This window comes from Helicobacter sp. (assembly GCF_029067145.1).
Taxonomy (GTDB): domain Bacteria; phylum Campylobacterota; class Campylobacteria; order Campylobacterales; family Helicobacteraceae; genus Helicobacter_D.
Map to the genome: position 1 here is coordinate 1 of NZ_JAIEFA010000061.1, position 11,789 is coordinate 11,789.

Below are 11,789 nucleotides of genomic sequence, written 5' to 3' on the forward strand. Positions count from 1 at the left end.
TTTTAGGGAAATTAGGTTTAAGTAAAGCAGAATGGGAAGAGATTATGCAAGTCCCTATAAAAAGCTATAAGGATTATAGAAACAATTTAGAATTATTAACAAAAAAGCAAACTTTTGACATATTTTTTGAATAATTTTTTGGTAAATTGTTAAAAACCTGCTAAGATTCCTCATTTGCTTTATTAAGCTTATTAAAAACTTGGAGGAAATGTTGGGGTGAATCCTATCAAAATTGTAACGATTTTAGGAGCTAGACCGCAGTTTATTAAGGCAGGTGCATTAAGTCGTGAATTTAAAAAAGATAAAGAAATAGAAGAAATCCTTGTGCATACAGGGCAACATTATGATAGTAAAATGAGTGAAGTTTTTTTTGAGGAATTACAAATTCCTAAGCCTCAATATCATCTTGCTTTGGGCGGTTTATCTCACGGCGCAATGACAGGGAGAATGATAGAAAAAATAGAAGAAATTTTAAATCAAGAAAAACCTCATTTTACTCTTGTATATGGAGATACAGATTCTACATTAGCCGGAGCATTAGCAAGTGTGAAGTTGCAGATTCCCATTATTCACGTTGAAGCGGGTTTAAGAAGCTTTAATCTGGCAATGCCAGAGGAAATTAATCGTATTTTGACAGATAGAATTTCTCGCTTACTTTTTACTCCAAGCTTGACTGCAACGCAGAATCTCAAGAATGAGGGTTTTTTGCATTTCCCTTGTAAGATTGTTCAGAGTGGAGATATTATGCAAGATGTTGTTTTGCATTATGCCAAAATTGCCAAAAAGCCTGCTTTTGAGATTCTACATACTTTTGCCCTTTGCACAATTCATCGTGCAGAAAATACGGATTGTATTCATCGGTTGCAAGAAATCTTTGCAGCTCTTAGAGAAATAGCAAAGCAAACGCAAGTGATTTTGCCCTTACACCCAAGAACGCAAAAGATTCTAACGCAAAAGAACATTAGCACACAAGGTATTACAATATTAGAGCCTGTCAGCTATCTTGAAATGATTTGGCTTTTGCGCTCTTGCAAAGTGGTTTTGACTGATAGTGGAGGCTTGCAAAAAGAAGCTTATTTTTGCAAAAAGCCTTGTTTGACTTTGCGCGATGAAACAGAATGGGTAGAATTAGTAGAAAAAGGCTACAACACGATTGTAGGAGCAAATAAGGAGAAAATTATTCAACATTTTTCAAAAATAGCCGATAATAGTTCAATGGAATTTTGCAAAACACTCTATGGTAATGGTAGGGCGGCAGAAATCATTATGCAAACAATAAAAGAAAGTTTGTAAAGGATTGTAAAAAGGAGAGAGAATGAAAAAATTTGGCTTAATTGGTGTAGCAGGTTATATTGCTCCGCGTCATTTAAGGGCAATCAAGGAGACAAATAATACGCTTTTATGTGCATTAGACCCAAACGACAATGTGGGAATTATGGATAGCTATTTTCCTAATGCAGATTTTTTTACAGAATTTGAACGTTTTGATAGGCATATAGATAAGTTGCGACGCAAAAAAGAGGGGGTGGATTTTATCTCTATTTGTTCGCCAAACTATCTGCACGATAGCCATATCCGCTTTGGGCTTAAGAATAATGCCGATGTAATTTGTGAAAAGCCTTTAGTATTGAATCCTTGGAATTTGGACGCATTAGAAACGATTGAGAAAGAAACACAAAGAAAGGTTTATAATATTTTGCAGTTGCGATTACACAAAAGCATTCTTGCGTTGCGACAACAGATTCAACAAATCTTGCAAAAAGAGCCAAATAAAGTTTTTGATGTGGATTTAACTTATATCACCTCAAGAGGCAAGTGGTATTTCATCTCGTGGAAAGGCGATATTACCAAAAGTGGAGGAGTGGCAACAAATATTGGTGTGCATTTTTTTGATATGCTTTCTTGGATTTTTGGAGAAGTGCGGGATAGCCAAGTGCATTTATTAGACGCGCAGAGCGCAAGTGGAATCCTAGAGTTAAAACACGCAAGGGTGCGCTGGTTTTTATCTGTGGATTCTAAGACATTACCCAAAATTGCATTAGAGCAAGAGAAACGTACCTTTAGATTGATTAGTGTCAATGGCGAATCTGTAGAGTTTAGCGATGGCTTTACAGATTTACACACAGAGAGCTATAGAGATATTTTAAATGGCGGTGGATTTGGATTAAAAGAGGCGAGAAATTCTATCCAAATCGTGCATAAAATCCGCAATTCCGAGCCTTTAGGGCTAGTGGGTGATTACCACCCCTTTTGCAAAACAATTTCAAAATAAAAGGAAATAAAATGCAAAGATTCCATAAAATAGGCATTATCACCTATCAATCTCCCCATTTAAAAACAGAGCAGATTTTAAATCAACTTCTTATTAAACGATTCTGCGGAGGGGGGGGGTGGATTAATGGTTTATGCCCTACCTTTTTTGCCAAAAGAGGAGCGAGTGGTGCTGTTTGCGCATAGACCCAAACAAAGCGAAGCAGTAAGCGCACAAGAAATTGCGGCAAAGTGGAATCTAAGCTATCAAGAATGCCAAAGCGATGATGAGATTCCAAACGAATGTGATATTTATCTTATCACAGGTTGCGGAATCGTGTCTAAAGAGTGCTTAAAAGGCAAAAAGATTCTTAATGCACACCCAGGAATTATCCCTAATAGTCGCGGATTGGATTCGTTTAAATGGGCAATTTTGGAGGATAGACCCTTAGGGGTTACTTTGCATTATATTGATGAAAAGATAGATTGTGGAGAAATTGTCTCTGTGTCGCCTACACCGATTTATCCAAGCGACACTTTGCAAACTTTGGCACGAAGACATTATGAAAATGAAATTGCAATGCTTAGTGATTTTGAATCCCGCCTTGCAAAACCAAACAATCCTTTTGTAGGGATTTTGCAAACCCAAAGCACCAAAAGAATGAAACCCATAGAGGAAAAAGAAATGATGAATCATTTTGAAACTTATAAACAAAAATGGCAACACAATGGGTGAAAAAATAGATTATTTTGCACACGATACTGCAATCCTTGATGCAAATATAAAAATTGGCAAGGGCTGTAAGATTTGGCACTTTAGCCATATTTTAAGCGGGAGTGTAATCGGTGAGAATTGCTCCTTTGGGCAAAATTGCGTGGTAGGTCCAAATGTTAGAATCGGAAAGGGCGTGAAAGTACAAAACAATGTGAGCATTTATGAGGGTGTAGAATGTGAGGATAATGTGTTTTTGGGTCCTTCAATGGTTTTTACTAATGTCATCAATCCGCGTAGTTTCATTAATCGCAGGGAGGAGTTTCAGAAAACTTTGCTTAAAAAGGGTTGTTCTATCGGAGCAAATGTTACGATTGTTTGTGGAATCACAATCGGGGAATATGCGCTCATTGGCGCGGGAGCGGTTGTCGTGCGTGATGTGCCTGCCTTTGCACTTGTTGTGGGGAATCCCGCACGGCAAATAGGCTGGGTAGATAAAGCGGGATTGCGTTTGGAGTTTGATAAAAACGGAATCGCACAAGATAGCTATGATAAGACGAAATATAAATGTAAAGATTCTATTTTGGAGGTGTTAGATGAAAATTGATTTTGCAAATTTAAAAGAATCCCACAAAGCACATCAAGCAGAGATTGAAGAGGCGGTTTTAAGAGTATGTAGAAATGCGCAGTTTATAATGGGAAGTGAGGTAGAATCCCTAGAGAAAGAATTAGCGGAGTTCGTCGGTGGAGGCTATGCAGTGAGTTGTTCTAGCGGAAGTTCTGCATTACTGCTTTCTTTAATGGCTTTAGGAATCAAGGCAGGAGACGAGGTGATTACCACGCCTTTTACTTTTATTGCAACTTCAGAAATGATTGCACTTTTGGGGATTAAGCCTGTTTTTGTGGATATATCCTTAGAGGATTATAATTTGGATTGCAATAGGATTGAGGAAGCAATCACACCCAAGACAAAGGCGATTTTAGCTGTCAGTCTCTATGGACAGCCACCAAACTTAGAAAAACTTGAATCAATCTGCCAACAAAGGAATCTTAAATTAATTCTTGATGGTGCGCAGAGCTTTGGAGCGGAGTTTTTAGGGCGCAAGGATTCCACATTTGGTGCGATTGCCACGACAAGCTTTTTTCCTGCTAAGCCTTTGGGCTGCTATGGAGATGGAGGAGCAGTTTTTACCCAAGAGGAAAGTTTGGCAAAGAGAATTGCAAGTTTGAGACTGCACGGAGAGAAGTCAAGATATGTGCATCAATTTGTTGGAATCGGCGGGAGATTAGATGCGCTGCAAGCCGCGGTTTTGAGGATTAAGCTAAAGTATTTTGCGCAGGATATTGCAGCAAGAAATGAAGTTGCTAAACTTTATAGTCATTACTTAGAGGGAACAAATGTTGTGATTCCTAAAGTTTTAGATGGGCGAAGCAGTGTTTTTGCACAATACACGATTCGGGTTAAGAATCGCTCTGTATTGCAAGAGATTTTAAAGGATAATGGAATCCCAAGTGCGATTCATTATCCTTTGGGCTTACATTTGCAGCAGTGTTTTGCTCCTTTGGGCTACAAAAAAGGCGATTTTCCTAATGCGGAATTAGCAAGCGAAGAAGTTTTAAGCCTGCCGATGAATCCTTATTTGAGCGAATCGCAAATAGAGCAAATTGCGCAAGTAGTAAAGGAGGCAAGTGCTAAGATTGGAATCCTAAACTAATGTGTAGTATTTGCGGAGGGAATTATGCGCTAGAGGTGGTGCAAAAGGCATCTGTTGCTATGCGCCATAGAGGCTTAGACGCAAAAGGGAGCTTTAGTGATGAGAAATTTTCCTTTGCGCATAATCGCCTAAGCATTATTGATTTGCAAAGTGAGGCAAATCAGCCCTTTATTTCGCCGCATTATTCGCATTTTGTGCTTGTTTTTAATGGAGAGATTTATAACTATTTGGAGCTAAAGGCGGAATTGAAAAGTCTCGGGATTCCGTTTTTTACGACAAGCGATACAGAGGTTTTGCTTCATTCTTATGCGCTCTGGGGAGAGAAATGTTTGCAAAAATTCAATGGGGATTTTGCATTTTGCATTTATGATAAGCGCGATTCTTCCCTCTTTTTTGCACGGGATAGATTAGGTAACAAGCCCTTGTTTTACGCGCTAAAAGGAGAGAAAATCTTTTTTGCTTCCGAGATTAAAGCGTTTTTAGCGGTGGAATCCTACGCGCTAGATTTGGAGGAGGTCTCCAAATGGTTGCTTTTTAGCAATGGGGATTTGCAAAAGAGTATTTATCAAGGAATTTTAAACTTTCCTCCCGCTCATTTTGCGCACTTTAAGCTTGGTGATAGGGAGTTAAAGTTTCAAAAATATTGGGATTTTGAGCCAGATTTTGAGGCGATTTCCAATGCGCCAAGTGATGAGAAAACCCTACAAAATGCGCTAGAGGAGTTGGAGTCTTTGCTCTTTGATGCGACAAAGATTCGTTTGCGTTCTGATGTTCCGCTTGCCCTTTGCGTTTCAGGCGGGGTGGATAGCTCTATCTTGGCGCATTTTATCGCACGAGAAAAGATAGATTGTCGCTATTTTGGGTTAAACTTTAAGGATAATGCGCAAGGTGATGAGAGTGCGCATATTAAGCAACTTGCGGAGGATTTAAAGATTCCAATCCATTTTGTTTCTCCGAGTTTGGATTCTATTGCGGAGGATTTGCAAAACCTGTGCTATATGCAAGATGAGATTTTTCGTAGTTTTTCTATCTATTCCCAAGCATTACTTTTTAAATCCATTGCCTCTTATTGCAAGGTAAGCCTTGGGGGGCAAGGGGCAGATGAACTTTTTGGGGGGTATTATCACCATATTGGACGCTTTTGTTTCGCGCATTTTGAGGCTTTTAAAGCACGCGTTAAGCTCTATGGAAACGCGGCATTTAAGGAATACAATTTCGGGCTTAAATGTGCGCTAGATACGAATCTAAAATTGGAATTATTCGCAGAGGACAATGCAAAGGATATAGAGAAATTACGAAACTTGGGGCTACCGATTCCGACTTTGGAAAATCTTTTGGAGAGATTTTTGCCCGATTTCTCTCAAGGGCTTTGGCTAGATACAATGGTTTTTAACCTCCCTAATCTTTTGCGCTATGAAGACCGCAATGCAATGGCATTTGGGATTGAGAATCGCACGCCTTTTACAGATTATCGTGTGGTGGAGTTTGCCTTTAGGGTTGCGGAATCTTTTAAGGTATCTAAGGGATATAGCAAGTTTATTTTGCGCTTGCTCTTAGAGAAATTGGGAAGCAAGGAGTTGGCTTGGCGGAGAGACAAAATAGGGTTTAGTGCGCCCGAGTTTTGCTTAATGCAAACTTTAGGGTATAATGCAAACTCTCTTTTTGATATTCGTTTGGCAATTTTTGAGACTTTGAAAGGGCGAAAATGATTTGGATTGATGTAGCTACACCAAAATATGCAATGTTTTTTAGTGTGATGATTAAAGAATTGCAAAAAAGAGGACATAAATTGTTTGTAACTACGCGTTACGCTCCCAATTATACAGAGGCTAAGGAAATTTTAGAGCTACACAAGATTCCACATACTGTGCTTGGAGAATATGGCGGGGCAACTTTGCTAGAGAAGTTTCAAGCAAGAATATTCCGGCAAAAAGAGATTTTGGATTTATTTAAAGTGCAGGGTGTTCCTAGATTGCTAATCTGTGGTGCAGTCGTGGATAGTGTGCAAGTGGCGTATGGAATCGGGATTCCGGTGGTGAATATTTATGACACACCTGCATTTACAAAACCCGGTGATGAGGAATGTCCGAGTGAATTAACCGCCGTTGCAAGGCTGACTTTGCCTTTTTCTAGGCTTTTTTTCTATCCCTTTGTTTTGCCAAAAGAGTTAATGTTGCGTTTTGCGCTAGATGAATCCCAAATCGTGCCTTATCCTTTTATTGATGTGGCATTGTGGATAAATCAAATTCAAAAGGAATCCAAAAATGACTTTAGAATCCGCTATGGACTAGACACGACAAAGCCTACAATTCTTGTGCGTGAGGAAGAGTATAAAGCACATTATGTTAAAGAGCAAATCCCTACGATTTATCAAGTGATTCCTTTGCTTAAAAAAGCAATCCATGCGAATATTGTGATTATGCCAAGATATGAAAAAGATAGATTAAAAAGGGATTTTGGAGGAATCGCTACCATTTTGGAGGAGAAGCTAAAGCCAGAGGAATTTTATCCTTTTATTGACTTATTCATCGGCGGAGGGGGAACGATGAATCTTGAGGCGGTTTGCTATGGGATTCCGACAATCTCCACGCGTTCTCTTTGGTTGATTCACGACCAATATTTAATCAAACATAAACTAATGTTTTGGAGTCAAGATTGCGAGGAAATTGTGCGAATTGCTAAGGAAAATTTAGGCAAAAAAATAGAATCGCAAAGCTATTTTGTGCAAGGGGATTGTAATTTTAATGCGATGATTGACACAATAGAATCTAAAATACTAAGGAGCAAAAAATGTTAGGTGTAGCCTTGCTTGGTTGCGGAAGAATCGCAGTGCGCCACGCGCAACTTTTAAGCAGTGGAGAGATTGCAGGTGTGAAACTCGTTTGTGTGTGCGATATTGATAAAAATCGTGCAGAAGCTTTTGGGGCAAAATACAATGTGCCTTATTTTACAGATTTGGATTCTATGATGAAAGGGTGTGGTGATAAAATTGACATCGTATCCATTCTAACGCCTAGTGGCTGCCACGCGCAAAACACCCTAGAAGTTGCGCCTTATCAAAAGCATATCATTGTAGAAAAGCCTATGGCTTTGACTTTGGAGGACGCCGATAAGATGATAGAATCTTGCGATAAATTTGGGATTCGTCTTTTTGTCGTGAAGCAGAATCGCTACAATTTACCCGTGCAAAAATTGCGTGAGGCATTGGAAGCTGGGCGGTTTGGTAAAATTGTTATGGGTAGTGTGCGGGTACGTTGGTGTCGGGATAATGCGTATTATAAGCAGGATTCTTGGCGTGGCACTTGGGCGCAAGATGGAGGAGTATTTACAAATCAAGCAAGCCACCATATTGATTTGTTGGAGTGGATGCTAGGCGATGTGGAAAGCGTGTTTGCAAAAAGTCGCACCGCATTAAGTGACATAGAGACAGAGGATACAGGGGTTGCTGTGTTGAGGTTTAAGAATGGGGCTTTGGGTGTGATTGAGGCAACGACTGCTACGCGTCCAAAAGATTTGGAGGGGAGTCTTTCTATACTCGGAGAACTTGGAAGCGTAGAGATTGGCGGATTTGCTGTCAATGAAATCAAACATTGGAATTTTAAAAACGCAATGGAATCCGATAAGGAAGTAATGGAAAAATATTCTGTGAATCCCCCAAATGTATATGGATTTGGACATAAGGAGTATTATTTGCACGTAGTAGATTCTATCTTAAACGGCACAAAGGCTTTGGTAGATGGGCTTGAGGGACGCAAAAGTTTGGAGCTAATCGTTGCAATGTATGAATCCGTAGAGACAGGCAAGGAAGTGTTTTTGAGATTCCACCCGCAAAAATGCAAACTAGGACATAAAGAATGAAGCAATATACTGCACAGATTCGGGAAGTGAAAGTGGGGGAGAATGTCAAGATTGTAGAGCCTTGCAATCTTTATGAGTGTAAGCTTGGAGATGAGGTGTTTGTAGGTCCTTTTGTAGAGATTCAAAGCAATGTGAAAATTGGCAAACGAAGTAGAATCCAAAGCCATAGTTTCATTTGCTCGCTCGTGGATATAGGCGAGGATTGCTTCATAGGACACGGAGTAATGTTTATCAATGATTTATTTAAAGAGGGCAAGCCAGCAGGTGGGGATTCTACAAAATATAAAGAAACAAGAATCGGGAATCGCGTGAGTATTGGTTCTAATGCAACGATTTTACCGGTGGATATTTGCGATGATGTCGTAATTGGCGCGGGAAGCGTGGTTACAAAAAATATCGTCCAAAAGGGGATTTATGCAGGGAATCCCGCACAATTCATTCGGGAATTATAAAGGAAAAAGATGAGATTTGAAGAGATTGTCAGCAAAATAGAATCGTATCGTGAAAGCTTAAAACGACAAGAAGCTTTGATAGAGGTTGTAGATTTTGGTGCAGGGAAGCCAGAGGAGAAGCGCACACAGGAACAAATGGAAGCAGGCATTACACTAGATATTCCGCTTTGTGAATTAGCGAAAATTGGTGTCAAACGCGAAAAAGCGGAAGTGATTTTTAAAATTTTTAACGATTTATCGCCGCAAAAAATTTTGGAACTTGGCACTTGTTTGGGATTTTCTAGCTCTTATATGGCGTATTTTGCGCCAAATGCCCAAATTTGGAGCATTGAGGGAAGCCCAAATGTCGCGCAAATTGCTAAAGAGAATCATCAGCATTTTAATTTAAAAAACATTGAAGTTTTTATCGGACGCTTTGATAAGGTTTTGCCAAATCTTTTAGAAAAAATCAAGCTCCTTGATTTTGCTTTTATTGATGGACATCACAATAAAGAAGCTACGATTGCTTATTTTAAACAAATCCTTCCTTTTATGAAGCGGGGGGGGGGCGTTATGCTTTTTGATGATATTGCTTGGAGTAGCGGAATGCAAGAGGCGTGGAAAGAGATTTTGGAATCCCATTGCTACACAAAAGCGCAAGAGTTTGGCGAGGTTTGGAAAATGGGGGCATTATGGCTATAAAATTCTTAGACTTAAAAAAGCAATATTTGGGCATAAAAGGTGAAATAGAAACTGCAATTTCAAGTGTGGTGGAAAGTGGTGCGTTTGTGGGTGGCAGTGAGATAAGCGCATTTGAGGAGGAGTTTTCGGAGTTTTTGGGTGGTGGTGTGCGCACTCTTGGTGTGGCAAATGGTACAGACGCGCTAGAAATTGCGATAGAATCTCTTGCTTTGCCCAAAGATTCTGTGGTGCTTGTGCCTGCAAATACCTTTGCGGCGAGTGCGGAAGCGGTTGTACGCAATGGCTTAAAGCTGCAATTTGTGGATTGTGGGGCGGATTATACAATGGATTTAGCAGATTTACGCGCAAAAATCACTCCACAAACCTCTGCGATTCTTATGGTGCATTTGTATGGACAAAGCGCGAGGATAGAGGAGATTTTGGAGATTGCAAAGGAAAAGAATCTCCGCGTAATTGAGGATTGCGCCCAAGCACACGGAGCGAAGTTTAAAGGGCAGTGTGTGGGGACTTTTGGAGATATTGCTGCCTTTAGTTTTTATCCGGGTAAGAATCTAGGAGCTTATGGCGATGGCGGAGCGATTGTAAGCTACGATTCTGCGCTTTTGCAAAGATGTGAGGAGATTGCGCATCACGGAGGTTTGAAAAAATACGAACATAGAATCGTAGGGAGAAATTCGCGCCTTGACAATCTCCAAGCGGCAATTTTGCGTGTGAAATTGCGCCATTTAGCAGATTGGAATGCTAGGCGCAGAGAAGTAGCAAAGCTCTATTTTGAAGGATTCAAAGACTGCAAAGCAATAAGATTGCCACAGGTTAAGGAATCTTGCGAGTGCGTGTGGCATTTGTTTGTGGTTTCGGTTAAGAATCGCGAAGCAGTAATGATGCATTTAAAGCAAAAAGGCATTGAGTATGGACTACATTACCCGATTGCTTTGCCAAATTGCCCTGCCTTTAATCATCAACCCTATGTCGTAGAATCCCATACACCCAACGCTTCTACTTGGCAAGAGGAGATTTTATCGCTTCCAATGGGGGAACATTTGAGTGATGGGGAAGTAAAAGAAGTGATTAAAGCAGTCAAGGACGCAGTATGTGGGTGAAAAATGGCAAAGGGCTTGTGCTATGGCTTTGTGGCTTGGCAGGGAGCGGGAAAAGCACGATTGGCAAGGCGTTGTATGAGCGGATTAAGCAAGAGATTCCTAATGTTGTGTATTTAGATGGTGATGAGTTGCGCGATTTGCTCGGGGCTTATGGTTACGATAAACAAGGGCGGATTGAAGTTGCACTCAAGCGTTCGGCTTTTGCGCATTTTCTAAGCTCGCAAGGTTTGGTAGTAGTGGTAACTACGATTTCGCTTTTTGATGAAGTGTATGCTTATAACCGCAAGACTTTGCAAAATTATTTAGAAATTTATGTAGAATGCTCTATGGAGGAGCTACAAAGGCGCGACCAAAAGGGGCTTTATAGTGGTGCGCTCAAAGGAGAGATTCAAAATGTCGTGGGGTTGGATATTCCATTTGTTAAGCCCAATGCGGATATAATCTTGCCCAATGATACTCCAAAGGATTTAGAACAAAAGGTGCAGAGTATCTTAACTCAAATCAAAGGAAAGGGAAGCAAATGAAACAAGGTGATTTTACACAAGTGGCGAAGCATTATCATAATCGTCCGGCGTATAGCCCGATGTTGCTAGAAAAGCTGATTGCTTGTATCAATGATGAGCAAAAGAATCTCAAAGATTTACAAATCGTGGAAGTGGGCGCAGGGACAGGCAAACTTACCAAAATGCTTAATGAGTTTGGAATGCAAGTCCTAGCAGTAGAGCCAAACGATGAGATGAGAGAAGAGGGCATCGCCTACACAAAAGGCACAAATATCAAATGGCAAAAAGGAAGTGGCGAGGAAACAGGCGTGCCAAGTGGAATCGCGGATTGGGTAATTATGGCAAGTAGCTTCCATTGGACTGACCCTAAAGAATCTTTGCCCGAGTTTGCAAGAATCTTAAAAAATTCTGCGGCTCAAAATGACTCTGCCCATACTTCTGCCCACAATACTTCTGCGGGGGGGGGGGCAATAAAAAGATAAATTGAATCCTAAAAAATTAAAGTAATAAAAATATGA

Annotated in this window: 13 protein-coding genes and 1 pseudogene; all 14 read left to right on the forward strand. The window is 40.3% G+C overall.

Annotated elements, in window-relative coordinates; genetic code table 11:
- The first annotated feature begins 216 nt into the window (after positions 1–216).
- Positions 217–1,293 (forward strand): UDP-N-acetylglucosamine 2-epimerase (non-hydrolyzing), encoded by a 1,077-nt coding sequence (gene wecB / locus K2N75_RS06235; protein WP_297681296.1) that lies wholly within the window; start codon positions 217–219, stop codon positions 1,291–1,293.
- A 22-nt stretch (positions 1,294–1,315) separates the two neighbouring features.
- The gene (locus K2N75_RS06240) at positions 1,316–2,272 is read left to right on the forward strand and encodes a Gfo/Idh/MocA family oxidoreductase (RefSeq protein ID WP_297681298.1); all 957 of its coding nucleotides are present in this window, start codon (positions 1,316–1,318) and stop codon (positions 2,270–2,272) included.
- A gap of 11 nt (positions 2,273–2,283) precedes the next feature.
- Entirely contained in the window at positions 2,284–2,457 is a 174-nt protein-coding gene (locus K2N75_RS06245) for a hypothetical protein (protein ID WP_297681300.1), read from the forward strand.
- On the forward strand, positions 2,399–2,986 hold the full coding sequence (locus K2N75_RS06250; protein WP_297681302.1) for a formyltransferase family protein: 588 nt from the start codon (positions 2,399–2,401) through the stop codon (positions 2,984–2,986). Before K2N75_RS06245 ends, K2N75_RS06250 begins: the two co-directional genes overlap by 59 nt.
- The gene (locus tag K2N75_RS06255) at positions 2,979–3,569 is read left to right on the forward strand and encodes an acyltransferase (RefSeq protein ID WP_297681304.1); all 591 of its coding nucleotides are present in this window, start codon (positions 2,979–2,981) and stop codon (positions 3,567–3,569) included. Before K2N75_RS06250 ends, K2N75_RS06255 begins: the two co-directional genes overlap by 8 nt.
- Positions 3,559–4,677, forward strand: a complete 1,119-nt coding sequence (locus tag K2N75_RS06260) for a DegT/DnrJ/EryC1/StrS family aminotransferase (RefSeq protein ID WP_297681306.1) — start codon at positions 3,559–3,561, stop codon at positions 4,675–4,677. The genes K2N75_RS06255 and K2N75_RS06260 overlap by 11 nt, the downstream gene beginning before the upstream one ends.
- Positions 4,677–6,386 (forward strand): asparagine synthase (glutamine-hydrolyzing), encoded by a 1,710-nt coding sequence (asnB, locus tag K2N75_RS06265; protein WP_297681308.1) that lies wholly within the window; start codon positions 4,677–4,679, stop codon positions 6,384–6,386. The genes K2N75_RS06260 and asnB overlap by 1 nt, the downstream gene beginning before the upstream one ends.
- Positions 6,383–7,474, forward strand: coding sequence for a DUF354 domain-containing protein (locus K2N75_RS06270; protein ID WP_297681309.1), 1,092 nt, complete (start codon positions 6,383–6,385; stop codon positions 7,472–7,474). Before asnB ends, K2N75_RS06270 begins: the two co-directional genes overlap by 4 nt.
- Positions 7,468–8,535, forward strand: coding sequence for a Gfo/Idh/MocA family oxidoreductase (locus K2N75_RS06275; RefSeq protein WP_297681310.1), 1,068 nt, complete (start codon positions 7,468–7,470; stop codon positions 8,533–8,535). Before K2N75_RS06270 ends, K2N75_RS06275 begins: the two co-directional genes overlap by 7 nt.
- The gene (locus K2N75_RS06280; protein WP_297681312.1) at positions 8,532–8,987 is read left to right on the forward strand and encodes an acyltransferase; all 456 of its coding nucleotides are present in this window, start codon (positions 8,532–8,534) and stop codon (positions 8,985–8,987) included. The genes K2N75_RS06275 and K2N75_RS06280 overlap by 4 nt, the downstream gene beginning before the upstream one ends.
- Before the next feature lie 9 nt (positions 8,988–8,996).
- Entirely contained in the window at positions 8,997–9,668 is a 672-nt protein-coding gene (locus tag K2N75_RS06285; RefSeq protein ID WP_297681314.1) for a class I SAM-dependent methyltransferase, read from the forward strand.
- On the forward strand, positions 9,659–10,768 hold the full coding sequence (locus K2N75_RS06290; protein WP_297681316.1) for a DegT/DnrJ/EryC1/StrS family aminotransferase: 1,110 nt from the start codon (positions 9,659–9,661) through the stop codon (positions 10,766–10,768). The genes K2N75_RS06285 and K2N75_RS06290 overlap by 10 nt, the downstream gene beginning before the upstream one ends.
- Entirely contained in the window at positions 10,759–11,292 is a 534-nt protein-coding gene (locus K2N75_RS06295; protein WP_297681319.1) for an adenylyl-sulfate kinase, read from the forward strand. The genes K2N75_RS06290 and K2N75_RS06295 overlap by 10 nt, the downstream gene beginning before the upstream one ends.
- Positions 11,289–11,672: pseudogene (locus tag K2N75_RS06300) on the forward strand (class I SAM-dependent methyltransferase); the annotation flags it as partial. The gene K2N75_RS06295 and the pseudogene K2N75_RS06300, both read left to right, overlap by 4 nt.
- Positions 11,673–11,789 lie beyond the last annotated feature (117 nt).

Coding starts and splice junctions, on each gene's coding strand:
- K2N75_RS06240 (WP_297681298.1), top strand. CDS start 1,316: ATGAAAAAATTTGGCTTAATTGGTGTAGCAGGTTATATTGCTCCGCGT.
- K2N75_RS06245 (WP_297681300.1), top strand. CDS start 2,284: ATGCAAAGATTCCATAAAATAGGCATTATCACCTATCAATCTCCCCAT.
- K2N75_RS06250 (WP_297681302.1), top strand. CDS start 2,399: ATGGTTTATGCCCTACCTTTTTTGCCAAAAGAGGAGCGAGTGGTGCTG.
- K2N75_RS06255 (WP_297681304.1), top strand. CDS start 2,979: ATGGGTGAAAAAATAGATTATTTTGCACACGATACTGCAATCCTTGAT.
- K2N75_RS06260 (WP_297681306.1), top strand. CDS start 3,559: ATGAAAATTGATTTTGCAAATTTAAAAGAATCCCACAAAGCACATCAA.
- asnB (WP_297681308.1), top strand. CDS start 4,677: ATGTGTAGTATTTGCGGAGGGAATTATGCGCTAGAGGTGGTGCAAAAG.
- K2N75_RS06270 (WP_297681309.1), top strand. CDS start 6,383: ATGATTTGGATTGATGTAGCTACACCAAAATATGCAATGTTTTTTAGT.
- K2N75_RS06275 (WP_297681310.1), top strand. CDS start 7,468: ATGTTAGGTGTAGCCTTGCTTGGTTGCGGAAGAATCGCAGTGCGCCAC.
- K2N75_RS06280 (WP_297681312.1), top strand. CDS start 8,532: ATGAAGCAATATACTGCACAGATTCGGGAAGTGAAAGTGGGGGAGAAT.
- K2N75_RS06285 (WP_297681314.1), top strand. CDS start 8,997: ATGAGATTTGAAGAGATTGTCAGCAAAATAGAATCGTATCGTGAAAGC.
- K2N75_RS06290 (WP_297681316.1), top strand. CDS start 9,659: ATGGCTATAAAATTCTTAGACTTAAAAAAGCAATATTTGGGCATAAAA.
- K2N75_RS06295 (WP_297681319.1), top strand. CDS start 10,759: ATGTGGGTGAAAAATGGCAAAGGGCTTGTGCTATGGCTTTGTGGCTTG.